Below are 23,283 nucleotides of genomic sequence, written 5' to 3'. Positions count from 1 at the left end.
CTGCGACAGATGTTGAGAAATTGACTGCATCAGATGCGAGAAACGACTAAAATCTTGGTAGCTTTTTCAGTTACCAGGATAAATTATGTTACGCAAAATGACGATCTTCGGTTTCGTGGCTTGCCTGCCGGGGATGGCGGCCGCTTTCGATGTAACCAAAAACTACAAAATGACCGCAATGCTCTTCAAAGCTCAGGATACAAAATGCCTCGCTGCATTGGAAACTGAGCTTGCTCCGAAATTTGATGGTTTCACTGGCATTTCAGTGAGTTCCCCATCCTACATGTCTGACGCAGAACAAAACCTCACGCTTCTGACATACCCAAAGGTAACCTTTTTCAGTCAACATGGCGACGTTGAAGGTGCAATCAGCTGTGTTTTTGGGGACAAAGGCAGCAAATTGTCCATCGTGGGAATGTCATTTGCTGGGTTCGGCCTAGCGGGGAGAGCCAGTTTCGGAGATTGGGAAAAAGAGTCCCCGCCAGAGCAAAGACGGGCCGCCGCGTCCTCTCATAGCTTTGAGTATTGATGCCGAAAGCACAGCCTCGCATCAGATAACGTAACGACCGAATTGGTTTGTGCTTTATCAACACAAACCAATCATTTTCGTCACCCCATTTGCGCGGCGGGTGTGGATTGCGAGATGGCGATCTCTTCTTCGTTCATGTCTGCATCCACGCCGTCAAACAGCGGGGTCGAGAGGTAGCGTTCGCCGGTGTCGGGGAGCATGACGAGGATGTTGGCCCCGGCGGGGGCGTCTTTGGCGATCTCCATCGCGGCGGCGAAACTGGCCCCGGCGGAGATGCCGGTAAAAATGCCCTCTTCGGCAGCAAGACGTTTGGACCACGCAACCCCATCCGCCCCCGGCGTTTTGACCAAGGTGTCATAGCCGTCATTGTCCAAGGCTTCTTGCAAAACGAAGGGAATGAAATCTGGCGTCCAGCCTTGGATCGGGTGTGGCTCAAAGCTCGGGTGGCTTTCCGAAGGTTGATTGGCCTCGTTGCGGGTATTCACATAGCCCGAAGCGATCAGCGCGGCATTGGCCGGTTCAGCCAGCACGATCTTGGTGTCCGGGCTTTCCTTGCGCAGCACCCGCGACACGCCGGTCACCGTGCCACCGGTGCCAAAGCCCGTCACAAAATAATCAAGTTTTTCGCCTTTGAAATCCGCCAAAATCTCGCGCGCGGTGGTGTTTTCGTGAATATCGGCATTGTCGGCGGTCTCAAACTGCGAGGCGAGGAACCAACCGTTCTTTTCGGCCAACTCGATAGCCTTGTTGACCATGCCAAACCCTTTGAGCGCCTTGGGCGTTACCACAACTTTGGCCCCGTAAAACCGCATCAATTGACGACGTTCCACGGAAAACGCCTCGGACATTGTGATCACAAGCGGGTAGCCCTTGGAGGCGCACACCATGGCAAGGCCAATCCCGGTGTTGCCCGAGGTCGCTTCAACCACGGTTTGACCGGGCTTGAGCCGACCATCCCATTCGGCGGCTTCGATGATGTTCAGGGCAAGCCTATCTTTGACCGATCCCGCTGGGTTAAAGGCTTCGAATTTAACAAAGACATTGACGTGATCGGGGGCGATCCGGTTGATTTTGATCGTTGGCGTGTCACCGACAGTGTCGAGAATGCTGTTATAACGCGTGCCGCGCCCGGATGTGGTTCGAATGCTCATGGTTTGGGTCCAATCAAAAAGCAGGTGCTGATCACACCCTATGCGAAGGCTGGATCAAAGTACCACCCAATGCCCCCAACACGAAAGTGCAACAAAGCCCACGGCGATGTGACCGGCTGTGCGCAACCGTTTACGTGACACAGCTGCCTGCGTCGGCGATACATGCGGCATGGAATATGTATTTGCTTATGGCGCGGGTCTTTTGACCCTAATCAATCCCTGCGTGGTGCCGGTTTTGCCGATTGTTATCGCCGGTGCGCTGCAATCGGGACGTATGGGGCCGGTGGCGATGGCGGCGGGATTGTCGTTAAGTTTCGTCACGCTAGGCGTTAGTGTGACCGCCTTTGGGCATCTCATTGGGATCGACATCGATACGATTTCAAATGCTGGCGCGGTCCTGATGATCTTGTTTGGCTTGGCATTGCTGGTGCCACGTGCCGGAGAGGTTTTGGCCGGGGCCACCGCAGGCATGTCGGCCCGCGCCGATGCACAAATGGATGACGTCGACCGTAATTCCTTGCGCGGTCAATTCCTTGGCGGCCTGCTGCTTGGCGCGGTTTGGAGCCCCTGCATTGGCCCAACACTGGGCGGAGCAATATCATTGGCGTCGCAAGGCGAAGGCTTGCTGCGGGCCACATTCATCATGTCGGCCTTTGCGCTCGGGGTCTCAACCCTGATTCTTGGCCTGGCCTATGGCACGCGCGGCGCCATTGGTCGCTACAACGCGCAACTGCGCGGGTTGGCCGTGGCCGCACGCCCCATCCTTGGGCGTGTCTTCATCCTGGTCGGCACGGCCCTGCTGCTCAAATGGCACCACTATATCGAAGCTTGGCTAATCGGGGCGCTGCCCGCTTGGCTGATTGACCTATCTGTTTCCCTCTAATCAGGAGTACCCCTATGGACCGTCGTTCTTTTCTAGCTGGCCTTGCTGCCACCCTGCCCTTTGCGGCCTCTGCTGCAACGGATTACACGCCCGGATTGGTGAAAAAGCATCTGGACGCGGGTGATGTTGTCTTCCTCGATTTCAAAGCCAGCTGGTGTTCGACCTGCGCGGCACAGGAACGGGTGATCAAGGCATTGAAAGCGGAGAACCCCAACTACGACGCCAAGATCACCTTTATTGATGTGGACTGGGACGCCTATGGCAAATCTGATCTGGTCAAAAACCTGAACATCCCGCGCCGCTCCACTTTGGTGGCTCTAAAGGGCAACAAAGAACTTGGCCGGATTGTCGCGCAGACATCGACCAAATCAATCAAAGCTTTGATGGATACCGCTCTGGCGGCGGGTTAAGTCGTCAACATCCTAAGGCCCTGCGTCACGTCTGAGCGCACGGCAAGGCGCAGGCCGGGTTCATCCCCGGCCTTCAGCGCCGCGAGGATCAGACGATGGTATTGTGGCGCTTCGGTGCGCCGCAGCCGCCCATAGAGCGAGCGCATCGTCGGGCCAAGCTGAAGCCAAACGGTTTCACACATGGCCAACATTGCCGGGGCTTGGGCCCGGAGGTAAAGCGTGCGGTGGAACTCTAGGTTCGTTCGGATGTAGCCCACCGCATCCCGGTTTGAGACCACATCGGCGATGCCGCTGTTGATGTTCTGCATCCGCTCAATCAACTGCATGTGCGCGCGAGGAAGCGCACGGCTGGCGAGTTCGACCTCGATCAAAGCACGCAGGGCTGCGAGTTCTTCGATACGTTCATTCGAGAGTTCGGGTGTTGAGAGACGACCAGACGTCGACATTTGCAAGGCCCCTTCGGCCACCAGCCTCTGGGCCGCCTCGCGCGCTGGGGTCATCGAGACCTCAAATTCCTTGCCCAACCCACGCAGGGTCAACGCTTGGCCCGGTGCGATCTGGCCATGCATGATACGGGTGCGCAGCCCGCGATAAACACGGTCATGCGCAGAGGCGGTTTCGATAGGTCTGGGGTTTTGCATGTGTGTATGTGATCACAAATGCGACAAAGGTCAACGCCGCGTCGGCCTGCAAGCCCGCGACTATTGCGTTTTTTCTTGGAACGAGTCGATCATGTCGTCAACCGCGCTTAGAAATGCGTCCTTTTCGCCGTCGGCCAACGTGTCGATCCGCAAGTGCATCGCGCCCCAACAGCTTGGCACGAAATAACGATACCCGATGTCCATATCCTCGGGCTGTGCGACAAGACCGACCACAACCTCGGCCCCAATCGAATAGCCCAAAACCTCTGTAAACTCGGCATTGCCTTCAAGCTCCGCCTGCCAGCGCTCTAATTGCCGATGGGCCTGACAGGTTGTGACGGCGAATTGCTCGGGAAAGGCCCCCATGCGCGCGGTGCCCTTGGTGTATTGGGTGGTAAAACAGGCTTTGTTTGGCTCCGACGAGAAGAAATGAATGTCCGACACCTCGGCCATACCAATCAGGATCGCGTTATTTGGCAAAGTGGCGAGCGAATCGTAGACCTCGCCGGGTTGCGGCACACAGGCCAGCGCTGCGTTGGCCCCAAGCGTGAAGGCCATTGTCAGGATTTTGCTCATGTCACACGCACCCCGTTGCTTACCCCCACAAAGGAGGTGTTCGTAGGCTGAGGTGGGCACAGTGGAGCCCGGCGTCAAGCCTTTTGATCAGAGGGGGCGCTGCCCCGCCTCAGACAAGCTGAGACTCCTCGGGATATTTTTGGAAAGAAGAAACCGGACGGAGCCTGCGAGCAGGTATGGAGCAGGCTGGATCAGCGGCCCGCTTTGCCGGTTTCCGACTGGTGTAGGGCGGTTTGTATAGCGGTTGTTATGTCATGGAGAAACGCTGCGCGCTCTTTTGGTTCCATAAGGTCGAGACGCAGATGCAGGGCACCCCAACAGCTTGGGCGCAGATAGCGGTATTGAGGGGGATTTTGGGTTTGGACAACAAGACCTAGAAACACTTGGGCACCTGTCGCGTATCCTAGACCAAGGGTGTTGTCCTCATAGGCCAGCTCGGCTTCCAACTCGGACCGGGTGGCCCCATCTGTGCAGGTCTGGACGTCAAAGGCAGCGGGCAGTTGCCCGAAAAGGTTTTCGTCGGCACGATAGCTCACACGGTAGCAGGCTTTTGAAGCATCTTCGTCCTCAACGATGTCTACGCGCTGGACCTCGGCAATGCCGATTTGGACGGCGGAGTGGCCGAGGGTTTCAAAGCTGTCGTAGTTTTCGCCCGGAAGCGGTGAGCAGGCCAGTGAAGGTGTCGCCAAAAAGAGGCAGAAGGCGGAAAGACGAAGGGCGTGATTCATGTGATGGCTATTCCGGTACTGATACAACCAAGATAACGGACTTGGGATGCCATTACACGGCGCGAGCGAGTTCGCTATTGCGCCATTTGTCGAGGTTCCCAAAGACTTGGATGTCTTGTCGTTGCGCCAATTTGTGGAGAGCGGCGTTGGCAATGGCGACGTCTTCTTCGTCCATTTCGGCATAGACGTCTTTGAGGACGTCCGCGAGCAGGCGCGCGGTTTTGACCTGTCGGCCACCGGGTTTCAACGCAGCTTAGAGATTGGATTCAAGTATTCCCACATAGTCGGGCTCTGGTTTCATAACACTCACTCAAACTTGTAACGATGCAGGGCCGACCCGTTGTCACGAAGCCAATTGCGGGCCGGTTTCCAATCGCCGTAAATCCGTTCGACTTGCGCCCAAAAGGCCGGGGAATGGTTCATTTCCGCCAAATGGGCGACTTCGTGGGCGGCGACATAGTCAAGGATTTCGCGATCCGCCAAAATCAAGCGCCAGCTAAACATCAACCCGCCATCATGGGTGCATGACCCCCAGCGCGACCGGGTGTCACGCAAGGTAAGGCGGGCATAGGGGCGGCCCAAACGGTGCGCATATTCATCACAAGCCTCGGCCAGCCGATCACGTGCCAAGGTCCGCAGCCAGCCCTTGAGCTTGGCCGGAACCCGGGCCGGATCGCCGGGTACATATAACGCGTCTTCGGAGCGGCGCACGGAACGCCCCTGCCCCGGCTCGATACGCAACAGATCGCCCTCGACTGGGATGCTTGCCCCAAGGCCAATCGGAACATCGGCCGCACGTTGCGACAGGTGCCCACGCAACCACGCCTCTTTCTCGCGCAAAAACGCGACGCCCTGTGATTCGGGGACTTTGTTGGGCAAAGTCAGGGTCACACGGCCATCTAGCTGCGACATGCGCAGGCTTAACCGCCGCGCCCGAGCCGAGCGGCGCACAACAACGTCAATCGGAGGGTTGCCCGGCAGGCGGATCTGTCCCATATGCCCCTTACACTGAATTGCCCGCACAAATGCCCGCAAAGGCTTTGACATGGGCGTGTTGTTATGGCAGTTGGCCAAGATTGTCGACCAGACCACGAGTTGAAGGGGACTACCCATGCCCAAGGAAGAATGGGGCGTCAAGCGCGTTTGCCCGACCACCGGAAAGCGCTTTTACGACCTGAACCGCAACCCAGCGATTAGCCCTTACACTGGCGAGGCAGTCGCCATCGACACCAGTAAGAAATCGCTGATGGCCGCGGATGCCGCCGATCAGGCCAATGCCAAGGCCAAAGAAGAAGAAGAAAACGTTGACCTGCTGGATGATGACGACGTCGATGTAGATATCGATGACGATACTGTCCTAGAAGACGAAGAAGATGACACTGTTCCGCTCGAAGAAATTGCTGACGTAGCCAGCGAAGACGACGAGTCTTAAAAAAGTTTGCGTGGCGGGATTTTTTCGCTTGATCCCGCCCGCAGCATTGCGTAATCACCGCCGCACGGCAACGACGACGCCAAACAATGATGGGGCCTTAGCTCAGCTGGGAGAGCGCCTGCATGGCATGCAGGAGGTCAGCGGTTCGATCCCGCTAGGCTCCACCATCTTATTGTTTTCAGACGATAAACCTCCCTTTCCTTTCGTGCATGCGCTTGCGCATGACATTCCCACTGGTCAGGTTTTCCAAACAACCGCTGTCATCGGCTTACCCTGAATCCTTGCCGCGTGGCGAACGCGGATCAGGGCCAAAGAATGCTATTCGAAAAAGTTGCTTCGGCCCGTGTCGCGGTGAGGACCCGGCCGTCTCCGGAGAGTACGCCTTCACCCCTACGACTCTGGGCGTTTGGCTCGCACAAATCATCAACGTCAAAATGAAAGAAACAGCCGGGCAGTTGCCCCGCTTCAAAGTCAGTTCATCCTGTAAAGGTTATTGAGGTTAGAGGCGGACGTTTATCGGTTGTGAAGCTAACGACAAGTTTGAGCCCATTCGAACTTTTTCCTGAGTCGCAGCGAAAATCCGGCTACAAGAGATCGATTCCATATCTCATGAAGGGCTGGTCCTGACCATTATTTGATATCCACGTTAATCGATAGCGTAAATCAGCATCTGGTAACTCGTATCTTATTCAATCGGGCCTTTACTCGGGACCAGTTCAGGCGCCTACAAAATCTAAAAAAAGCTCTACTTTTCCACCGGTCTTTTGTCGGGCACCGGTTTCGATAAAAAGCAAGCAGTTGACCCACTCATATCGGGGATCACCGGTTTCTATTCGCGCGTGTGCCCGCATGTAGTAGCTGTCCGGATCGACGGATTTTCCTTTGGCGAGTGCCGCTATGACATCTGGTGGCCCGTGCCTAAAACCAGAATTGATAATTTCAATTACAGCGTCGTCGTGTGTTTCCATTGCATAACGATTATCTAATTCAGCAGTGCCATCCGCGAAGATTGTTTGCCACTCCGCGCTGACATTCAAAATATGCCCCCTGCAATTTCGCTCCAATCACTACGCCACCGACAATTGGAACAATCCGCCGAGTGCCCGCGCGGTCATTCCTCATTACTTGAATGGGGTCCAGCTTCACGTCCAAACTGCAAACATGATCAAGCCCGGGCGGTCTCATCACGCGGATCCTTTTTAAGATAGTGCATCGTCAAAATAATCGCCGAAAATGCGAGGCCCGCAAACAGCGGGGCAGGAGTCTTCCATAATAGTAGGACGGCCGCCAAAAACCGCAGAGCAACTTCGTAATTTGCCATGGGTGTTTTGTCGAAGCGGGTCAATGCGGATGCGATCAGATATAGCGCCAAGGCCAGTCGCGCCAAAAGTAGACTGAGTTGCCCCCAGTCTGCCTGGCTAGAATACCCGTCAATCATAGTGCGTTGACCGGAGCCATTCGTGATTGTCACGGTTTCTTCAATCAATAGAAGTTCGGGATACCACGCAAACACAAATGGGATGGTGAACATCACAATACCCACACGCACGGTGGAAATCCCTGTTCGCATCGGCTCCGCCCCAGTGATGGACGCGGCAGCAAATGCAGCGACGGCAACGGGCGGCGAGATAGCGGAGGCGACGGCAAAGTAGAATACGAACATATGGGCTGTGAAAAAGCTGACGCCAAGATTGGCCAGCAACGGCCTCAAAAGAAGAGCGACATTCACATAGGCCGGCACCGTAGGCATCCCCATGCCCAGCAGGATCACGCAGAGCATAGTGTAGATCAACGCCAGCATCAGATAGACGCCGCCAACAATAGGGATCTCGAAACCAAAAAGACTCAGCACGGCGACCTTCTCTAACCAAGAGGTGACAGCGCGGGTCAACTCTCCGGTCAGGCCGCTTTCGGTTAAGAAGGCTGCGATGATCGAGACAGCGAACAGTAGCAGGAACAGGCGTGAAATCAAAATGCCGCCTTGGGCCAAAGACACTAGGACTTTGCTTGGTTTGGCGCGAGTCATTGGGTCAAAAAACAACAATGGAACCAAGACAGCGACCGCCAACCAGCCTGCAGAAATCGCGTCACCCGTTAAATTGAGGATCGTTCGCAGGATGAGGCTGTCGGACCCAAGGACGCTGCCCAAGATGCCGTTGCCCACTGTGTCTTTGTTCCCTAGCAAGAGAAACAGAATAGTTGTGATTGGCACAAAGATGATGACCAGGTTCAACCAATCCTGACGATCCATAACCAGATCCTCTGGTATCTCGCGCATGGCCTTCACATTTTCGCGTCGCGCTTGGAACATGACGGCCAAGAAAATCGAAAAGAAGAATGCTATCGCAGGCAGGAACGCGGCCGTGATGACCTTTGTGTAGGGGACCGCTGTCAGCGCCACGAGGACAAAGGCTGCAACGCCCATCACGGGCGGCATGATTTGCCCCCCCCGATGATGCTGCGGCTTCGACCCCACCCGCGAAGTTCCTGTTAAACCCAGTACGCAACATCATTGGGATCGTTAGTCTTCCGGTCGACAAGACATTTGTCACTGGTCCACCGGTGATTGTGCCGAACTGGGCAGAGGACACGATGGCCGCAAGAGCGGGTCCGCCACGCAATTTGCGAGTCAGCCTGACCGAAAGTTTAATCAGCGATGTGCCGCCCGCTGACGTGCCAAACAATGCGCCAAGGATCACAAATGGAAAGACCTGATTGACAACGATGTCCATAAACCGGCCCATAAACCCATCAGGCGAAATGAAAACATTGGTGGCCTTTTGTGTTGCAGCCAACATCACATCCCCGCCTTCGGCACCCAGTTTGGTGAGCAGGAAATTGTTTTCCGACAGATCGAAGCCCCAGATCAAGGCGGTCCCAATCGTGTAAACGACGACGACAGTCGCCACGATCACCAGGGGCAAGCCCCAGACCCGCACATTGTAAAAGAAGAACAACGTAATGATGGTCAACAGCAAAGGGATAGTCCACGCACCAAAGCGGGCTTGGCAAGATGGCACTTCTGCGTCGAACGACATGCCAGGAATGACGCCTTCGGATCGCGCTGCCGCGTCGGCAATCAATCTTGCACGTTCGCCTGTGATCTGGTCAATCAAACAGACGCTGTCGATTTCGACAAGATACCCGAAAGCTCCAAGAAAGGCGGCTGTGATCAAGCCAAGATCCAGCAATAGACCAGCCCAAGCCCATTTGGGTTTCTCAATGGACCATGCGCGATAGACGCTGGCGTCGAGCACCACAATCAACATCATCAGGAAGAACATCGGCGGAAAGAAGTATTCGGTTGGGAAACCTGAAATGCGGAAAACGGAAGTCCTGTCAGATCGCGGGCCCAATCTTGTAGCCCCGGAATTTCGGGCATTGTGTTCAACATGCCGACGGCCACAAGGATCAGCGCAAGCACAATAGACAGTTTTTGCCCCAAGGCCCTGCTTGGCCTGGATATCTCGTTCACAGTAAAATGTCCTGAAATTCGAGTGCGGGGCCCGCGCAATCCGCATACCCCCTTTTCTTATGGGCGCAAACAGTCGCCGACTGTATGGCCTGCATCTTCATAAGCGCGGATCGCACCAGGGTGCATTTTAACCCTCACCGCACCGCAAGCCCCTTGGGATACGCCGTCGATGTCGCCGAATGACATGAACAAGAATGGGCCGCGTGGTGATCCCGCCAAAAACCGTTCTTCCCCCTCCAGCATCGCCTTAACGATGTTGTAAGCCAGCTCTTCGTCCGTGCTTGCCGGCACAATTTGTCCGAACGCGGTGGCATAAGAAACAAATGTGTCGTCGTCGGTCACAATGGTGATGTCCGATCCGGCAAAAGCAGCACGGTAGTCTGCGACAGGAACGGTATAGGGGGCATGGCCCGGTGCGTTCAGGATTTGCTGACCCAATTCGCTGGAAAGAAGATCAAACGGGATATTGTACAGTGTCGTACCGCCGGCAGCCGCGATGGCAATTTGACGACCAGAGGGTAGACCTTCGGGAATTGTCCATGCATCCGCGCCACCACCGGTGATCGTCGATACGGTATCTGGTCAAGGGTTCTGGATGCCTTCGTCCCCTTCGCCATCCTTAAGACCCGCCAATAGCTGAACCATTGCGCGCCCAGAGGTCAATGCTGCGCCACGGGGTGGTCCGTTCCAAACGCGCTTGCCCTCTAAACTGCGGATGTCTTCGATGGGGTTGTTGTTGTAGTAGCCAAAGACTTGACCGGATCCCGCGTTGAAGAACACCACGCGGATGTTGGCCGCGAGTTCGGCACCTCGTTCAGGGCCAATGCCGCTATATGGGCCAATGCCACGCGACAGCGGGAAAGGCAGGATCAGCGGCGCAGGAGCCATATCAAGACGACCTTCGGCGACGGCCTGAACAGAGTTGGTCAGCGTCGCCCCTTCCGTGATTTGCATTTGTGCCACGCCTGCACTGGCCAATACAGCGGCGAGCGTCGTATCGATGTAATGCGGTGTCGATCCTGGTGCTGTGGTCTCGGCTGTGAGCGTCGCTTATGCCGCGAGCGCCATCGGTGCCAGCGCGGTCACAGCGCTCAGAACTGTAGTCTTCAACATGGTATTCCTCCCCTGATTTCTGCACCCCTCCACAGATGCAGAACCCCAATGAATCAGGGTAAATGAGTTCAGCTCATCTCATTTACATGACTTGTCACGTATTAAACTTTTGGTTTTTAGATGCGTGAGAGGCCCCAGAATGAAACTCGACAGCGAACATCAAAGTGAACGCATAACCCAGCGACGTTTGCGCGAGGAAAAAACCTGTTTTCACGCATGCCAGCAGTCTACGCAGCCTCGCGACTTCAGGGGCAGCGACTATTGCGCGCCGCGGGGGGCTATCAATTGTCGAGTGGCGCGTCCTTTGGGATCTGGTTGAGGAGGGCCCAATGACAATCGGCGACATGGCCGAAATCCAGCGTATCGACCCTTCACAGCTCAGCCGTGCTTTGCCAGGCATGCGCAAGAAAGGCTTTGTCGTCATGCGACAAGACAACCGCGACGGGCGGCAAGTCTTGGTCGATATTGCACCGGCTGGCGCTGCGGCTTACGAAAAAGCGAGACCAACAATGCAGCGTCGGCGCGCGTCCTTGAAAGCTGCCTTCTCCGACACTGAGATAACGCAATTATTAAATCTTTTGGACCGGTTCGAAACCCTATGCCGTGAACCCACTGAACAGATTTTAGAACAAGAGCTAGAAAATGACTGACAGACCAAATGTACTTTGGATTATGGCTGATCAACTTCGCTTCGACTATCTCAGCTGTTTTGGTCACCCGCATTTGCAGACTCCTCATATTGATGCGCTGGCGCAACGTGGTATCAAGTTCACCAAAACCTATGTTCAATCTCCAGTCTGTGGCCCATCTCGGATGTCGGCCGACACGGGGCGATATGTCCGCAGCCATGGATCCACCTGGAACGGGATGCCCTTGAGGGTTGGCGAACCGCCCCTGAGAGACCATCTGCGCGAAGCTGGCGCGAAAGCCGTTTTAGTTGGCAAAACCCACATGATCGCCGACCGCGACGGCATGGCTGCTGAAAAACTCACGCCTGCCTGCGAATGTCCCGGAAGGGCATTCCGAGACGGCTTATATGACGAACCGTGCAATGGCATTCATGGAAGGCGCGATGCAGGAAGATGCGCCATGGATGTGCCAACTGAGCTATATTAAACCGCATTGGCCCTATATCGTTCCAGCGCCCTATCATGCCATGTATGGTCCCGAACATATCATCGACCCGATCCGGTCAAACGCCGAGAGAGACACCGAACACCCGTTGCTGCGCGCCTATCAAAACGCACGGGTCTGCCGCAGCTTTTCCCGCGATCACGTGCGCACCCATGTGATCCCTGCCTATATGGGTTTGATCAAGCAACTTGATGACAATCTGGGTCGCTTGTTCGTATGGATGGATGAAAGGGGCCCGAGTGAATACACGATCATCGCTTTCACATCGGATCATGGCGACTAAATGGGCGACCATTGGATGGGCGACAAAGATTTCTATCACGAGGTCGCGGCCAAGGTTCCGTTGATTATTTCTGATCCTCGCCCTGCTGCCGACAAACACGCGGCACAACATCCAGCGAGTTGACCGAGATGATTGACCTCGCGCCTACGTTCATGTCTGCACTTGGATGCGCCCCAAGCCTCACATCGTCGAAGGGCGTGATTTAACGCCACTGCTGCATGGGACTGATGGATGCTTCCGGCAATATGGTATTAGCGAACATGATTACTCTAGCTTTGAAATGGCTAAAGCTTTGGACGTGCCTCAAGAAGATGCGCGTACCGTCATGATCTTTTATTGTCGCTGGAAATATATCCGGTGTGAAGGGTTTGACCCTGTCATATTCGATCTGAAAACGGACCCGCAAGAGCTATGCAATATTGGATCATCACAAGCAGCCGCGCATGTCGAGGTACGTGGCCGGATGGAGGCCGCTCTTTTGTCATGGGCGACGCAACATCATACACGCATTACCGCAACAGCAGATGTCCTGAAACGACAGGGCAATGCCGCAGCCTCGGGTGTTTTGATCGGGTTCTGGGACGAAGCGGAATATGAGGCAGCTGTATGCAAACGCTTCGACGGTTTAGTGCCCTTGGGGAGGGGAGCGGCCTCATCGAAATAAGTGTAATAAGTATTTCCCGCGGGCATCAATTCCGGAATCGCGCAAGCATAATTAAAAGGATCACGCAAGATGCGGTTTTCTACATCGTCATCGTGGGTCATGGAGCGGCCAAACTTCCTTTTTGAAGTCGTTCCTTTTTTTGATGCCAATCGAAAGCGGCCATTGATCAGAGGTGAGGCTAAGCCGGTTATGTCCGCGCTGCCGCGACTTGCAGGTTCATTTTGAACATCCGCTATAGGTGAACACATACTGGGAAACGCCACTTATAGGTCGAAAGAAATGAGTTGGATGTTCGCACTGGAAGTGATGGCAAACTGAGAGGCAGATTTGTCTGATCAAAGAGCCACGTTTCTCGTTTTAATCAGAATTCGCCTCTTAGAGACTAAAGAGCAAATCATCGCCAGAGGCAGAACCATGTGCCCTTTCTCACCTCTTTCAACAGGTTTATCGACACTCTCCCAGCCCAGTTGATGTTTTAGGCAAATGGGTCGTGTTGCGGGTCACTATTCCACGTGTATTCGGCCCAATGCGCCACCTTTTCCGCCAACTCACGCCCATGCATTAGCTCGATGAGCGCAAGGGACATGTCTGTTCCGGCTGAGACCCCAGATGACGTTACGAACTGATCATCCTGCACCCATCTTGCCCGCCGGATCCAGTTGACCTTCGGCCCTTGTTGCATCACCCAATCAAAGGCGAGCTTGTTGGTTGTGGCCCGACGGCCATCCAAAACGCCCGCTTTGGCAAGCAATGCGCTCCCTGTGCAGACCGACACGGTAAATTCGGCAACGTCAGAGGCGCGCATGATCCACTCTAGCAAGACTGTGTCCGACACACCTAGGCGCGTTCCAGCACCGCCGGGAACAAACAAGATATCAAAGTCTGGCTCATCCGTGAGATCGGACGTCGCATAAGCGGATACTTGTTGATTGCTCTGCACGGGGCCAGAAGTTTGAGCAACGAGGTGCAAGTCATAGTAATCCGGCAACATGCCCAGCATTTCCAGAGGTCCAAACAGATCGAGAAGCTCAAACCCCGGAAAAATCAAAGCACCTACTTTACGTCTGTTCGTAGCCACTTCCCAACGCTCCTCGTGAAATGTCCGTCGGCTATTCTGTCGCTAACTCGAACTCAAAATCTTGGGTGTATTCCGCCTTTAGGAAACCGCGAAAGCCATCGTGGAACTGCCGCGTGTGTTCATGCGCAAAACGATCCGCCAGATCGACATCTTGCGCCGAAATCGCTTTGATCAGATCAAAATGCGCCTGCGTCAGCAGGTTGTTTTTGTCCGACTGGCGGATGTAATCGATGTGAAGGTGCAAAATCCGGCGGCCATCATCCAACAACCGCTCATAGGCTTTGGCAAGGTAGGGATTGCGCCCAGCGGTGCCAATGGCCGTGTGGAAATCGCGATTGGTGGCAGAAATCAGAAAATGATCATCGGCATCGCAAGCCGTCTCGAAATCAAGCGCCAAACGGGTCATTTCGGCCAAATCTTCGTCGGTGCGATTCTTAGCCGCGAGGCGGGTGTTGATACGCTGGAGGAAATCGAGCGCTTCGACGTAGCGCGGAAATTCCTCAAGCTTAACCGGCGCGACAAGGGTCGAGCGGTTGGACAGCATATCGACCAAGCCATCCGCGGACAAACGCACCAAAGCCTCTCTGATCGGTGAGCGAGACATGACGAATCGCTCAGCCAGACTTGTTTCATCCAATGGAACGCCCGGTGCCAGCTGTAGGGTCAAAATCTCCTGACGCAATGTCTCATAGACGTGTTTGGCCCCTGCCCCACGCGACAATTTTTGCGATTGGCTCGACTTGTTTTTTTCCGGATAAGTATTTCGCATGGCCCCCCCTACGATCTCAAACGCCCCTCTCCGCGTTTGATCGTTAGCAAAGCCTATAAGCCTGTCGGCATATTGTCGACCACCAGTTGTAAGAACTGGGGCAGTAGGGCAACCTAAAGCTGACGCTGCGGCCAATTCAAGACCCAAAGCCCGGCTTGGATGACCACCACGTATCGGTTTTCGCGGCTCCTCAAAGACGTGGTATCCCCGCTCTCGATCGGCATACCAGTGAATGCGATTGATAAGTCCAGATGCCCCCCGCTAGCGCCAATGCTCCGCGATTTCCATAGCAATTTGAAGTGGCAAATACGCGCTACAGAGAGAACAACGCGTTGCGAAAAAACAGAAATTTCAACTCGACCCAAACCACAGCCTCACTTTATTCCCCAAAGTCCCAGCCGTACGTGCGGCGCGTATCTAGCCCTCGGAATGTTGCTTGACCAAACGGCCAAGGCTCCGCTAAGCAAGCGTTACGCAGGGGAGTTTCGCCAAAGAAACTGAGAGGCGGATCAGGGGAAACCCGGTGCCGCGACCCTTTGAACCTGACCCAGTTGATACTGGCGTAGGAAGCTAAGCGCGCACCGAATTGGGGTAGCTCCCCGGTATTTGTGCGTTGCTGAACAAGGGGGCCAGTACACCTCCTGTTTCCCAAGCCCCCATTCATCTGGTGTCTTTTTGAGTGGATCGCTTGAGGAGCACCGAACATGAACGTCCCAAATCCAAAAATCACCACGGGTGAATTGCCCGCCTCGCGCAAAATCTATGTAAACGGCGAAATGCACCCCGGCATCCGCGTGCCCATGCGCGAGATTTCAACCCATCCCACAGCGGGCGAACCGCCGCTTCCGGTCTACGATAGTTCGGGCCCCTATACCGACCCCAGTGTTTTAACCGACATCAAACAAGGTCTGCCGCAATTGCGTCGCGATTGGGTTTTGGCCCGTGGGGATGTCGAAGAATACGAAGGCCGCGAAATCACCGCCGCCGATAACGGCTTTGTCGAAGGCGACCGCCTGACCCCGGAATTTCCGGTGAAACCGCGGCCGTTGCGTGGCAAGGATGGTGCCGCGCCGACGCAATTGGCCTATGCCCGTGCCGGGATCATCACACCGGAAATGGAATATATCGCTATCCGCGAAAATCAGCTGCGCGAGGTTTCACCCTGCCATCGCGACGGCAATGATTTTGGCGCAAATATCCCCGATTATGTGACGCCTGAATTTGTACGTTCGGAAATCGAAGCAGGCCGCGCCATTATCCCCGCCAACATCAACCATACTGAACTTGAACCAATGATCATTGGCCGCAACTTCTTGGTCAAGATCAACGCAAATATGGGCACATCGGCGGTCTCGTCGAGCATGGAAGAAGAGGTCGACAAGCTGGTCTGGTCGATCCGCTGGGGCGCGGACACGGTGATGGACCTGTCCACCGGGCGCAACATCCATAACACCCGCGAATGGATCGTGCGCAATAGCCCGGTGCCGATTGGTACGGTGCCGATTTATCAAGCGCTGGAAAAGGTCAACGGCATTGCCGAAGACCTCACGTGGGAAGTGTTCCGCGATACGTTGATCGAACAGGCGGAACAGGGGGTCGATTACTTCACCATCCACGCGGGCGTACGTCTTCATATGGTGCCGATGACCGCAACACGCGTCACCGGGATCGTGTCACGCGGCGGGTCGATCATGGCCAAGTGGTGCTTGCATCACCACCGCGAAAGCTTCCTCTATGAGCATTTCGAAGAGATTTGCGAGATTTGCCGCAAATACGACGTGTCGTTTTCTTTGGGTGACGGGTTGCGCCCCGGTTCGATTGCCGATGCCAATGACGAGGCGCAATTCGCCGAGCTAGAGACGCTTGGCGAACTGACCAAGATCGCATGGAAACATGACTGTCAGGTGATGATCGAAGGGCCGGGCCACGTCGCCATGCACAAGATCAAAGAGAACATGGATAAGCAGCTGGAGTGCTGCCACGAGGCGCCATTTTATACGCTTGGGCCACTGACCACCGACATCGCGCCGGGTTATGACCACATCACAAGCGGCATTGGCGCGGCGATGATCGGTTGGTTTGGCTGTGCGATGCTGTGTTATGTGACGCCCAAGGAACACCTTGGCCTGCCCGATCGCGACGACGTCAAAACCGGGGTGATCACCTATAAGATCGCCGCCCATGCCGCCGATTTGGCCAAAGGTCTCCCCGGTGCCCAGCGCCGTGATGACGCGCTTAGCCGGGCGCGGTTTGAGTTCCGTTGGGAAGATCAGTTCAACCTGTCGCTTGACCCGGACACGGCCCGCGAATTCCACGACCAAACCCTGCCCAAAGAGGCGCATAAGGTGGCGCATTTCTGCTCCATGTGTGGGCCGAAGTTCTGTTCGATGCGGATTTCTCATGACATCCGCGCCGAGGCGCAGAAAGAGGGCATGGAGGCCATGGCCGCCAAATTCCGCGAAGGTGGTGAGCTTTATGTGCCTGTCGCCGAGACCGAATTGGAACCGGGCGAATGATCACCATTGCCGGGGCCGGAGTTTCCGGCCTCGCTTGCGCCTATGAGCTGGCAAAACGGGGGGCGGCGGTTTCGGTTTTTGAAACCGGATCGGCGCCGTCCGACAACCCTTGTTCATGGTTCGCAGGCGGCATGTTGGCCCCATGGTGCGAAGGCGAAAGCGCCGAGGCCGAGGTTGTGCGCCTTGGCATCGGGGCGTTGGCGTGGTGGCGAGAGATCACACCGGTGACTGAGCGCGGCACGCTTGTTGTCGCGCCAAGCCGGGATCGGGCTGAGCTGTCGCGTTTTGCGCGGCGCACCGAAAACCATGTGATGCTTAGCTGTGATGAGATCACCTCCAAGGAACCGGCGCTTGCCGGGCGTTTCACCCAAGCCTTGTTTTTCAAGGATGAGGCCCATCTTGATCCGCGCCGCGCCCTGATTGACCTTACCAAGGCCATTCAGGATTTGGGCGTCGATATCCGATACAACACCCCCGCCCCGGATCATGTCGATGTCGATTGTCGGGGAATGGCGGCTAAATTGCCCGGCTTGCGCCCGGTGCGCGGCGAGATGGTTGTGGTCAAAGCCCCGGACGTCGATCTAACCCGCACGGTGCGATTTTTGCATCCGCGCATTCCGGTCTATGTGGTGCCGCGCGGCGACGGGATTTACATGATCGGCGCGACGATGGTTGAAAGTTCCTCGTCGCGCGACATCACTGTGCGATCCTTGCTCGAACTGCTTGGTGCCGCCTTTGCGCTTCATCCCGGTTTTGGCGAAGCGTCGGTGATCGAGACCGGTGTCGGACTGCGCCCCGCCTTTAACGACAATATGCCCAAGCTGACCCAAGTCAGGGCCACAACCCAAACCACAACCCATGTGAACGGCTTTTATCGCCATGGGTTTTTGCTGGCCCCGGCCATGGCGCAACAGCTTGCGGCGCAATTCTTTCAGGAGAGCTTTGATGTTGATCACAGTGAACTCGAAATCAGTTGAGGTGAACGCCTCAGGTCTTGCCGAGGCGCTGCAAGAGCTGGGTTATACCTCGCCCGCCATTGCCACCGCGTTGAACGGTCAATTTGTATCACGCGACGCGCGGGCCGCTATCACGCTAACCCACGGCGATGCGCTTGAGGTGCTTGCACCGATGCAGGGGGGATAGAGCATGCAGTTTTATGGAACTGAGATCTCATCGCGCCTGTTGTTGGGCACGGCACAATACCCCTCGCCCAAGGTACTCACCGATGCGATCCGGGCGTGTGGCACCGAGATCGTGACCGTGTCCTTGCGCCGAGAAAGCGCGGGCGGAAGCGGCGATGGGTTTTGGCAGGGGCTGCGCGACACTGGCTGTCATATCCTACCCAACACCGCCGGGTGTCATACGGCGCAAGAGGCGGTGACAACCGCCCAGATGGCGCGCGACGTGTTTGGCACCAATTGGATCAAACTTGAGGTGATCGGCCATTCCGACACACTGCAACCCGATGTCTTTGCCTTAGTCGAGGCGGCGCGGGTGTTGGCGCAAGACGGATTTCAGGTCTTTCCCTACACCACCGATGATCTGGTGGTGGGTGAGAAATTGCTGGATGCCGGTTGTGAGCTGCTGATGCCATGGGGGGCGCCTATTGGGTCGGGTCAAGGGCTGCGCAACCCGGATGCGCTTCGAGCGATGCGGGCGCATTTCCCCGATACGCCTTTGATTATTGATGCTGGCATTGGCCGCCCGTCTGATGCCTGTTTGGCGATGGAATTAGGCATGGATGCGGTTTTGCTCAACACCGCGGTGGCCAAGGCCGGTGACCCGGTGGGCATGGCCGTCGCAATGACCGGCGCGATCAAAGCCGGACGTGCCGGATTTGCCGCCGATCCAATGGACTCGCGCGACATGGCGGTGCCCTCGACCCCAATCCTTGGCATGGCGGAACTGGCATGATGGAACGCTTTTATCTTTTGGTCGGCCATGTGTCCGAGCTCGAACTTCTCGTACCGCTTGGGGTGAAGCTCGTACAGCTTCGGATCAAGGATGCGCCAGAGGCCGAAATCCGCCGTCAAATCACCCGTGCCCGCGATTTTTGCGCCGTTCACAAGGCGCAACTGGTGGTCAATGATTACTGGCAAGCCGCGCTCGATCTGCGCTGTGACTTTGTTCATTTGGGTCAAGAAGACATGGACACCGCCGATTTTGCCGCGCTGCGCCGGGCCGGGGTGCGCTTTGGCCTGTCGACCCATGACGAAACCGAATTGGAGCGCGCGCTTTCCCTTGACCCGGCCTATGTCGCCCTTGGCCCGGTGTATCCAACCCTGTTGAAGAAAATGAAATGGGGGCCGCAGGGGCTTGACCGGGTATCGGATTGGAAAAAAGCCGTTGGGCAAACGCCGCTGGTTGCCATTGGTGGCCTGACCCCGGAACGTGTTCCCGGCGTCTTGGCCGCAGGTGCGGATAGCGTCGCGGTTGTGACCGACATCCAACACGCCGAAGATCCAGAGGCGCGCACCCGCGAATGGATCAAGGTCTGTGCGACATGAGCCGCTATGCCCGTCAGGAAGTGATCCTTGGGGTCAAAGCGCAAGCCAGCCTCGCCAAGGCCCATGTTCTGGTGGTGGGGGCCGGGGGGCTTGGGTCACCGGTGTTGCAATACCTTGTCGGGGCTGGGGTGGGTGAAATCACCATCATGGATCATGACACGGTTGAGGAAAGCAATCTGCACCGCCAACCACTTTATGACATGGGGGATGTTGGCCGCCCCAAGGCCTTGGCCGCCTGCCAACATCTAAATGCCGCCAATCCACACCCCCGCCTGCATCCCCATCTGTGCAAGCTGACCCCGTCGACGGCGATATCCGCCATCGCCCCCGTCGATTTGGTCATTGATGCCGCCGATAGCTTTGCGGTGTCCTATATCCTGTCCGACCTATGTCTCACCTCTCAAACTCCACTGATTAGCGCGTCGGTCCTTGGCACATCCGGATATGTCGGGGCCTTTTGCGGCACCGCGCCAAGCCTGCGCGCGGTGTTCCCCGACCTGCCAGACAGCGCCGGGAGTTGCGCACGCAACGGTGTGCTTGGCCCGGTTGTCGGTATGATCGGCACCACCCAAGCGCAAATGGCCCTAGCGATTTTGACCGACCAAACCCCGGCGCCGATGGGGCGTTTGGTGACGATGGATGCCCAGACGTTTACCTTTGGTGGGTTTTCCTTCCTCGGCGCATCGGAACCCGACGAGGCAATGCCCTTTGTCGATGCCGCAGCGCTGGCAGAACAAGATCAGTTGATCGAGCTACGTTGCCGAGAAGAATGCCCACAGGCCTTTCATCCGACCGCACAGCGCATCGCGCCCCCGGACATTGCCGCAGCACCTTTGGATAAAAATCACCGTGTTGTACTGGCCTGCCAATCCGGGTTGCGGGCTTGGCAAGCCGGTCAGCAACTCAAGACGCTTGGCTTTGAAAATGTGGCGCTGTTTGCCCAAGCCGCCGCCTAAGTCGAAAGCATTACGCAAAACGCCAGAGGCCTGCTAGACTCGTTACAAGTCATTTTCGAACGGGTTTTGCTATGCGTCTTATCAAGGGCATTTGCCTCGCTTTATTACCTCTCCCAGCCATGGCCGACAGTTGCCATGACCAATTGGCCGACATTCTGGCCAATCCCCTCTATTCCGACATCCCCTATGAGGCCCAAGCCGTGGGAAGCATCGGTGGGATGGAGACGATCACCCATCAGCAATTTCTATCCGACACCCACTCATTGATCAAAACCATCACGCCCGCAGGACTGCCGGACACCTTGTTTTATCAAGGTGGAACCTATCACCCGGACGGCGAAGGTGGATGGAAATTGCTCTATGAAACGGATTTGTCCACCTATGAGAAAGGCTTGGAAGACACCCGCCAAGGCCGATCGCAAGCGGTTCTGATAGCCGAGTGCAGCGACATCGACGTCGACGGGTCCCTCCATACCAAAATCAGCGGCACCATTGATGTGGTGCCGCCGTTTCAAAGCGAAATGCAGGTCGAATACGTGATCAACCCCGAGACCGGGTTGCCGGTTCAGTTCAGCTATGCCTACACGATGAACGGCATGCAGGCCGAAAGCCGATTTGAATACAAGGCTTTGCCGGGGCTGGAACTCCCAACCCCGTAAGGCGCGCTTAGCGAAGGACGTGAACACCACAGGCGGCGTGGCGGACCACTTGGCTTGCCGTCGAGCCAAGCAGCAGGTCCTGCATGCCCGGACGGTGGGACGCGATGACGATCAAATCGACATTGTTCTCTTCGGCCCAATCCAGAATGGTACGCCCGGAATGCCCTTCGACAACCAGCCCTTGCGCGCCGTCGATATTGTCGGCGAGGCCGGCGACTTCATCCTCAATCGCTTTACGAACCTGATTGGAATAATCGGCGGGCAAATAGCTAACCGCGTAGCCGGGGATTTGCTCCATCACGTGCAGAAAGGTGATTTTGGCCCCCTCTTCCGCCAAAGCTTGCGCAATTTCAGTGGCCCCTTTGATTTTCGCTTCGTTGCCATCAACAAAAGCTACAGGAACGAGAATATTCTTATACATCTGATCGTTCTCCTTTTGGGGACACAATGCCCTGTCTTTGTGACCTGCACCTTGATACAGGTCAGAGCCTCGGGCCAATCAAAATCGCAATTGCGCCACATTTTTTCCACATTCCAAACCTACCCCTAGTCCCAGCGGCAGAATGCTGTCACCCCGATCCATCTCGCGGCCAGAAGGCGCTGATCTGGATCCCGAACGCCATGTGTGTGGTCCCGTTAGGGCCACAAGGGCCAAAGGGACCTCTGGAAACGGGAGGAAGTTACATGCGCTACCTAATCGCTGAGACCAGCTGGAATATGATGAGTCTGGCCCAAGAAATTCTGGGCACGGGAACCCTTTTGACCCGAACAGACCGACCCGAAGACCTTTTTCATTATCTGACCGTTGGTTCTGCAGACCTTCTGTTGATCGAAGCCGATCAGCTAAACCGAAGCAACGTCACCCTTCGTGGATTGCGAAGCGCCGCAGGGCAAATGCCGATTGTACTCTTGGCTGCCGATGCCACGTCTTTGCAACGGGCAGAATGGTTGGCCGATGGCGCAGATGCCATCGTTGATCCGGCCAGTTCACCGGCTGAAATCTGCTGCCACCTTATGGCAATCGCCCGGCGCGCCCTTGGCTATCCGATTCCGGTTTTGAATTTCGGGCCGCTGCGCCTCAGCCTCGACAAACGTATTGCGCACATAAGCGACTGCCCGGTCAAACTCAGCCCGAAAATCTACGAAATGCTGGAATACATCGCCCTAAGACCCGGTCAGCTAATCGCCCGAGAGGCGTTGATGACCCATCTTTATGGGCTCGACAATGAACCGGAAACGCGGATTTTCGATGTCTACGCCTGCAACATCCGGTCCTGCCTCAAGGCAACTCAGGGCATTGTTGAACTCGAAACAGTCCGAGGTGTGGGGTTCCGCCTAACGTTGACCGAAATCCCGGCCCCGGTGGCCGCCTAAGGTTTGGCCCTAGAACGTGTGCGCGACATCATAGAGCACCGGTTCAAACGTTCGGCACAGGTCCGAAATGTGGCGATTGCGTTCGCGCATTTCGTCACTGCGCAGCATCGCCTGAAAATCCTCGCGGCGCTGCCATTGCGAATAGTTGGCGATGCGCGTTTGTGCGTCGTTCACATGCAACCCGGCCGCAATAAACCCCGGCTGTTTGGAAATAAAATTCGCGTAGGCGTCCTGTAAGGCATCCATCAGGTCCTGACAGGTGCCCGGACTGGTTTCAAAGGTAGTGATGACGGTTTGGGCATCGGCGTTGGCTGAAATATTTGGCATGGCTCTCTCCCTATCTCTCTATAGTGACACGGAATTTGCATCTGTCCAGCATTCTGAGCGCGTCGGAACGAGGGAGAA

General features: G+C 56.0%; 31 protein-coding genes, 1 tRNA gene, 2 pseudogenes and 1 riboswitch. Of the genes and pseudogenes, 18 read left to right on the top strand and 16 right to left on the bottom strand.

Annotated elements, in window-relative coordinates; all coding sequences use genetic code 11:
* The first annotated feature begins 85 nt into the window (after positions 1-85).
* Complete coding sequence (locus Q1A43_RS01015) at positions 86-529, top strand: hypothetical protein (RefSeq protein WP_299929641.1); 444 nt, start codon at positions 86-88, stop codon at positions 527-529.
* An 80-nt stretch (positions 530-609) separates the two neighbouring features.
* Here Q1A43_RS01015 and Q1A43_RS01010 read toward each other — a convergent pair whose 3' ends face one another.
* Positions 610-1,680 carry a PLP-dependent cysteine synthase family protein gene (locus Q1A43_RS01010; protein ID WP_299931780.1) on the bottom strand — a complete coding sequence of 357 codons (1,071 nt, stop codon included), beginning with the start codon at positions 1,678-1,680 and terminating at the stop codon, positions 610-612.
* A 169-nt stretch (positions 1,681-1,849) separates the two neighbouring features.
* Here Q1A43_RS01010 and Q1A43_RS01005 point away from each other — a divergent pair, with 169 nt between their 5' ends.
* Complete coding sequence (locus Q1A43_RS01005) at positions 1,850-2,563, top strand: cytochrome c biogenesis CcdA family protein (protein WP_299931778.1); 714 nt, start codon at positions 1,850-1,852, stop codon at positions 2,561-2,563.
* 14 nt (positions 2,564-2,577) lie between these two features.
* The gene (locus tag Q1A43_RS01000; RefSeq protein WP_299929650.1) at positions 2,578-2,973 is read left to right on the top strand and encodes a thioredoxin family protein; all 396 of its coding nucleotides are present in this window, start codon (positions 2,578-2,580) and stop codon (positions 2,971-2,973) included.
* Here the strand turns inward: Q1A43_RS01000 and Q1A43_RS00995 are convergent.
* The 5 genes from Q1A43_RS00995 to Q1A43_RS00975 form a co-directional block, all read right to left on the bottom strand.
* Entirely contained in the window at positions 2,970-3,614 is a 645-nt protein-coding gene (locus tag Q1A43_RS00995) for a GntR family transcriptional regulator (RefSeq protein ID WP_299929653.1), read from the bottom strand. The two genes, Q1A43_RS01000 and Q1A43_RS00995, sit on opposite strands and share 4 nt — an antisense overlap.
* A 60-nt stretch (positions 3,615-3,674) precedes the next feature.
* Entirely contained in the window at positions 3,675-4,190 is a 516-nt protein-coding gene (locus Q1A43_RS00990; protein ID WP_299931776.1) for a hypothetical protein, read from the bottom strand.
* Between the two features lie 191 nt (positions 4,191-4,381).
* On the bottom strand, positions 4,382-4,918 hold the full coding sequence (locus Q1A43_RS00985) for a hypothetical protein (RefSeq protein ID WP_299931774.1): 537 nt from the start codon (positions 4,916-4,918) through the stop codon (positions 4,382-4,384).
* A 52-nt stretch (positions 4,919-4,970) separates the two neighbouring features.
* Positions 4,971-5,165: a hypothetical protein gene (locus Q1A43_RS00980; RefSeq protein ID WP_299931772.1), complete on the bottom strand. Its 195-nt coding sequence runs from the start codon at positions 5,163-5,165 to the stop codon at positions 4,971-4,973.
* A 59-nt stretch (positions 5,166-5,224) separates the two neighbouring features.
* Positions 5,225-5,914 (bottom strand): SprT family zinc-dependent metalloprotease, encoded by a 690-nt coding sequence (locus Q1A43_RS00975; RefSeq protein WP_299931770.1) that lies wholly within the window; start codon positions 5,912-5,914, stop codon positions 5,225-5,227.
* Positions 5,915-6,029: 115 nt separating this feature from the next.
* On the opposite strand from Q1A43_RS00975, the gene Q1A43_RS00970 reads away from it, so the two are divergent.
* Together Q1A43_RS00970 and Q1A43_RS00965 are read left to right on the top strand one after the other, a co-directional pair.
* Entirely contained in the window at positions 6,030-6,350 is a 321-nt protein-coding gene (locus tag Q1A43_RS00970) for a TIGR02300 family protein (RefSeq protein WP_299929668.1), read from the top strand.
* A 91-nt stretch (positions 6,351-6,441) separates the two neighbouring features.
* Positions 6,442-6,517 (top strand) — tRNA-Ala (locus Q1A43_RS00965).
* 549 nt (positions 6,518-7,066) lie between these two features.
* Here Q1A43_RS00965 and Q1A43_RS00960 read toward each other — a convergent pair.
* The 6 genes and pseudogenes from Q1A43_RS00960 to Q1A43_RS00935 form a co-directional block, all read right to left on the bottom strand.
* The gene (locus Q1A43_RS00960; protein WP_299931768.1) at positions 7,067-7,387 is read right to left on the bottom strand and encodes a DUF3237 family protein; all 321 of its coding nucleotides are present in this window, start codon (positions 7,385-7,387) and stop codon (positions 7,067-7,069) included.
* Complete coding sequence (locus Q1A43_RS00955) at positions 7,338-7,472, bottom strand: hypothetical protein (RefSeq protein WP_299932515.1); 135 nt, start codon at positions 7,470-7,472, stop codon at positions 7,338-7,340. The genes Q1A43_RS00960 and Q1A43_RS00955 overlap by 50 nt, the downstream gene beginning before the upstream one ends.
* A 43-nt stretch (positions 7,473-7,515) precedes the next feature.
* Positions 7,516-8,775 (bottom strand): TRAP transporter large permease subunit, encoded by a 1,260-nt coding sequence (locus Q1A43_RS00950; protein WP_299932511.1) that lies wholly within the window; start codon positions 8,773-8,775, stop codon positions 7,516-7,518.
* Positions 8,776-8,812: 37 nt separating this feature from the next.
* Positions 8,813-9,388, bottom strand: a pseudogene (locus tag Q1A43_RS00945) (TRAP transporter large permease subunit); the annotation flags it as partial.
* A 494-nt stretch (positions 9,389-9,882) separates the two neighbouring features.
* Positions 9,883-10,392, bottom strand: a pseudogene (locus Q1A43_RS00940) (hypothetical protein); the annotation flags it as partial.
* A gap of 15 nt (positions 10,393-10,407) precedes the next feature.
* On the bottom strand, positions 10,408-10,779 hold the full coding sequence (locus Q1A43_RS00935) for a hypothetical protein (protein ID WP_299931766.1): 372 nt from the start codon (positions 10,777-10,779) through the stop codon (positions 10,408-10,410).
* Between the two features lie 419 nt (positions 10,780-11,198).
* Here Q1A43_RS00935 and Q1A43_RS00930 point away from each other — a divergent pair, with 419 nt between their 5' ends.
* From Q1A43_RS00930 to Q1A43_RS22445, 5 genes are read left to right on the top strand one after another with little or no spacing between them, the layout of a single operon-like run.
* Positions 11,199-11,588: a MarR family transcriptional regulator gene (locus Q1A43_RS00930; protein WP_366944225.1), complete on the top strand. Its 390-nt coding sequence runs from the start codon at positions 11,199-11,201 to the stop codon at positions 11,586-11,588.
* Complete coding sequence (locus Q1A43_RS22460; RefSeq protein WP_366944219.1) at positions 11,581-12,054, top strand: sulfatase-like hydrolase/transferase; 474 nt, start codon at positions 11,581-11,583, stop codon at positions 12,052-12,054. The genes Q1A43_RS00930 and Q1A43_RS22460 overlap by 8 nt, the downstream gene beginning before the upstream one ends.
* Positions 11,975-12,355: a sulfatase-like hydrolase/transferase gene (locus Q1A43_RS22455; RefSeq protein ID WP_366944218.1), complete on the top strand. Its 381-nt coding sequence runs from the start codon at positions 11,975-11,977 to the stop codon at positions 12,353-12,355. The genes Q1A43_RS22460 and Q1A43_RS22455 overlap by 80 nt, the downstream gene beginning before the upstream one ends.
* Positions 12,356-12,478, top strand: a complete 123-nt coding sequence (locus Q1A43_RS22450) for a hypothetical protein (RefSeq protein WP_366944217.1) — start codon at positions 12,356-12,358, stop codon at positions 12,476-12,478.
* A 43-nt stretch (positions 12,479-12,521) separates the two neighbouring features.
* Positions 12,522-13,019, top strand: coding sequence for a hypothetical protein (locus Q1A43_RS22445; RefSeq protein ID WP_366944216.1), 498 nt, complete (start codon positions 12,522-12,524; stop codon positions 13,017-13,019).
* A 475-nt stretch (positions 13,020-13,494) separates the two neighbouring features.
* Here Q1A43_RS22445 and Q1A43_RS00920 read toward each other — a convergent pair whose 3' ends face one another.
* Together Q1A43_RS00920 and Q1A43_RS00915 are read right to left on the bottom strand one after the other, a co-directional pair.
* Complete coding sequence (locus Q1A43_RS00920) at positions 13,495-14,097, bottom strand: DJ-1/PfpI family protein (protein ID WP_299931764.1); 603 nt, start codon at positions 14,095-14,097, stop codon at positions 13,495-13,497.
* 31 nt (positions 14,098-14,128) lie between these two features.
* Complete coding sequence (locus Q1A43_RS00915) at positions 14,129-14,866, bottom strand: GntR family transcriptional regulator (protein ID WP_299931762.1); 738 nt, start codon at positions 14,864-14,866, stop codon at positions 14,129-14,131.
* 466 nt (positions 14,867-15,332) lie between these two features.
* Positions 15,333-15,452: riboswitch (TPP riboswitch) on the top strand.
* 118 nt (positions 15,453-15,570) lie between these two features.
* Here Q1A43_RS00915 and thiC point away from each other — a divergent pair.
* The 7 genes from thiC to Q1A43_RS00880 all read left to right on the top strand — a co-directional run bounded on the left by thiC (position 15,571) and on the right by Q1A43_RS00880 (position 21,504).
* The gene (gene thiC / locus Q1A43_RS00910) at positions 15,571-17,382 is read left to right on the top strand and encodes a phosphomethylpyrimidine synthase ThiC (protein WP_299925492.1); all 1,812 of its coding nucleotides are present in this window, start codon (positions 15,571-15,573) and stop codon (positions 17,380-17,382) included.
* Positions 17,379-18,359: an FAD-dependent oxidoreductase gene (locus Q1A43_RS00905; protein WP_299931760.1), complete on the top strand. Its 981-nt coding sequence runs from the start codon at positions 17,379-17,381 to the stop codon at positions 18,357-18,359. The genes thiC and Q1A43_RS00905 overlap by 4 nt, the downstream gene beginning before the upstream one ends.
* The gene (gene thiS, locus Q1A43_RS00900; RefSeq protein WP_299931758.1) at positions 18,328-18,525 is read left to right on the top strand and encodes a sulfur carrier protein ThiS; all 198 of its coding nucleotides are present in this window, start codon (positions 18,328-18,330) and stop codon (positions 18,523-18,525) included. The genes Q1A43_RS00905 and thiS overlap by 32 nt, the downstream gene beginning before the upstream one ends.
* A 3-nt stretch (positions 18,526-18,528) precedes the next feature.
* A complete protein-coding gene (locus Q1A43_RS00895; RefSeq protein WP_299931756.1) occupies positions 18,529-19,296 on the top strand; it encodes a thiazole synthase in 768 nt (255 codons plus the stop codon).
* Complete coding sequence (locus Q1A43_RS00890) at positions 19,296-19,889, top strand: thiamine phosphate synthase (RefSeq protein ID WP_299932505.1); 594 nt, start codon at positions 19,296-19,298, stop codon at positions 19,887-19,889. The genes Q1A43_RS00895 and Q1A43_RS00890 overlap by 1 nt, the downstream gene beginning before the upstream one ends.
* Entirely contained in the window at positions 19,886-20,845 is a 960-nt protein-coding gene (locus tag Q1A43_RS00885) for a HesA/MoeB/ThiF family protein (protein ID WP_299931754.1), read from the top strand. The genes Q1A43_RS00890 and Q1A43_RS00885 overlap by 4 nt, the downstream gene beginning before the upstream one ends.
* A 119-nt stretch (positions 20,846-20,964) precedes the next feature.
* A complete protein-coding gene (locus Q1A43_RS00880; RefSeq protein WP_299931752.1) occupies positions 20,965-21,504 on the top strand; it encodes a hypothetical protein in 540 nt (179 codons plus the stop codon).
* 7 nt (positions 21,505-21,511) lie between these two features.
* Here the strand turns inward: Q1A43_RS00880 and Q1A43_RS00875 are convergent, their stop codons facing one another.
* Entirely contained in the window at positions 21,512-21,925 is a 414-nt protein-coding gene (locus Q1A43_RS00875; RefSeq protein ID WP_299925473.1) for a universal stress protein, read from the bottom strand.
* 263 nt (positions 21,926-22,188) lie between these two features.
* Here Q1A43_RS00875 and Q1A43_RS00870 point away from each other — a divergent pair, with 263 nt between their 5' ends.
* Positions 22,189-22,878 carry a winged helix-turn-helix domain-containing protein gene (locus Q1A43_RS00870; protein ID WP_299925470.1) on the top strand — a complete coding sequence of 230 codons (690 nt, stop codon included), beginning with the start codon at positions 22,189-22,191 and terminating at the stop codon, positions 22,876-22,878.
* Positions 22,879-22,887: 9 nt separating this feature from the next.
* On the opposite strand, the gene Q1A43_RS00865 is transcribed toward Q1A43_RS00870, so the two are convergent.
* A complete protein-coding gene (locus Q1A43_RS00865) occupies positions 22,888-23,205 on the bottom strand; it encodes an antibiotic biosynthesis monooxygenase family protein (protein ID WP_299925467.1) in 318 nt (105 codons plus the stop codon).
* Positions 23,206-23,283: the final 78 nt, after the last annotated feature.

This window comes from uncultured Pelagimonas sp., assembly GCF_947498515.1.
Lineage (GTDB): Bacteria > Pseudomonadota > Alphaproteobacteria > Rhodobacterales > Rhodobacteraceae > Pelagimonas.
The sequence above is the reverse complement of the archived record's forward strand: the minus strand, read 5'-3'. Positions and strand labels throughout refer to the sequence as shown.

Bases quoted from the DNA above. Each gene is read 5' to 3' on its own strand.
- thiC (WP_299925492.1), top strand. From the start codon at position 15,571: ATGAACGTCCCAAATCCAAAAATCACCACGGGTGAATTGCCCGCCTCG.
- Q1A43_RS00875 (WP_299925473.1), bottom strand. From the start codon at position 21,925: ATGTATAAGAATATTCTCGTTCCTGTAGCTTTTGTTGATGGCAACGAA.
- Q1A43_RS00950 (WP_299932511.1), bottom strand. From the start codon at position 8,775: ATGGGCGTTGCAGCCTTTGTCCTCGTGGCGCTGACAGCGGTCCCCTAC.
- Q1A43_RS00985 (WP_299931774.1), bottom strand. From the start codon at position 4,918: ATGAATCACGCCCTTCGTCTTTCCGCCTTCTGCCTCTTTTTGGCGACA.
- Q1A43_RS22450 (WP_366944217.1), top strand. From the start codon at position 12,356: ATGGGCGACCATTGGATGGGCGACAAAGATTTCTATCACGAGGTCGCG.
- Q1A43_RS00905 (WP_299931760.1), top strand. From the start codon at position 17,379: ATGATCACCATTGCCGGGGCCGGAGTTTCCGGCCTCGCTTGCGCCTAT.
- thiS (WP_299931758.1), top strand. From the start codon at position 18,328: ATGTTGATCACAGTGAACTCGAAATCAGTTGAGGTGAACGCCTCAGGT.
- Q1A43_RS01010 (WP_299931780.1), bottom strand. From the start codon at position 1,680: ATGAGCATTCGAACCACATCCGGGCGCGGCACGCGTTATAACAGCATT.
- Q1A43_RS00995 (WP_299929653.1), bottom strand. From the start codon at position 3,614: ATGCAAAACCCCAGACCTATCGAAACCGCCTCTGCGCATGACCGTGTT.
- Q1A43_RS00955 (WP_299932515.1), bottom strand. From the start codon at position 7,472: ATGAGGAATGACCGCGCGGGCACTCGGCGGATTGTTCCAATTGTCGGT.
- Q1A43_RS00890 (WP_299932505.1), top strand. From the start codon at position 19,296: ATGGAACGCTTTTATCTTTTGGTCGGCCATGTGTCCGAGCTCGAACTT.
- Q1A43_RS00975 (WP_299931770.1), bottom strand. From the start codon at position 5,914: ATGGGACAGATCCGCCTGCCGGGCAACCCTCCGATTGACGTTGTTGTG.
- Q1A43_RS22445 (WP_366944216.1), top strand. From the start codon at position 12,522: ATGCGCCCCAAGCCTCACATCGTCGAAGGGCGTGATTTAACGCCACTG.
- Q1A43_RS01000 (WP_299929650.1), top strand. From the start codon at position 2,578: ATGGACCGTCGTTCTTTTCTAGCTGGCCTTGCTGCCACCCTGCCCTTT.
- Q1A43_RS00915 (WP_299931762.1), bottom strand. From the start codon at position 14,866: ATGCGAAATACTTATCCGGAAAAAAACAAGTCGAGCCAATCGCAAAAA.
- Q1A43_RS00865 (WP_299925467.1), bottom strand. From the start codon at position 23,205: ATGCCAAATATTTCAGCCAACGCCGATGCCCAAACCGTCATCACTACC.
- Q1A43_RS00880 (WP_299931752.1), top strand. From the start codon at position 20,965: ATGGCCGACAGTTGCCATGACCAATTGGCCGACATTCTGGCCAATCCC.
- Q1A43_RS00885 (WP_299931754.1), top strand. From the start codon at position 19,886: ATGAGCCGCTATGCCCGTCAGGAAGTGATCCTTGGGGTCAAAGCGCAA.
- Q1A43_RS00870 (WP_299925470.1), top strand. From the start codon at position 22,189: ATGCGCTACCTAATCGCTGAGACCAGCTGGAATATGATGAGTCTGGCC.
- Q1A43_RS22460 (WP_366944219.1), top strand. From the start codon at position 11,581: ATGACTGACAGACCAAATGTACTTTGGATTATGGCTGATCAACTTCGC.
- Q1A43_RS22455 (WP_366944218.1), top strand. From the start codon at position 11,975: ATGACGAACCGTGCAATGGCATTCATGGAAGGCGCGATGCAGGAAGAT.
- Q1A43_RS00990 (WP_299931776.1), bottom strand. From the start codon at position 4,190: ATGAGCAAAATCCTGACAATGGCCTTCACGCTTGGGGCCAACGCAGCG.
- Q1A43_RS00970 (WP_299929668.1), top strand. From the start codon at position 6,030: ATGCCCAAGGAAGAATGGGGCGTCAAGCGCGTTTGCCCGACCACCGGA.
- Q1A43_RS00895 (WP_299931756.1), top strand. From the start codon at position 18,529: ATGCAGTTTTATGGAACTGAGATCTCATCGCGCCTGTTGTTGGGCACG.
- Q1A43_RS01015 (WP_299929641.1), top strand. From the start codon at position 86: ATGTTACGCAAAATGACGATCTTCGGTTTCGTGGCTTGCCTGCCGGGG.
- Q1A43_RS01005 (WP_299931778.1), top strand. From the start codon at position 1,850: ATGGAATATGTATTTGCTTATGGCGCGGGTCTTTTGACCCTAATCAAT.
- Q1A43_RS00935 (WP_299931766.1), bottom strand. From the start codon at position 10,779: ATGCAAATCACGGAAGGGGCGACGCTGACCAACTCTGTTCAGGCCGTC.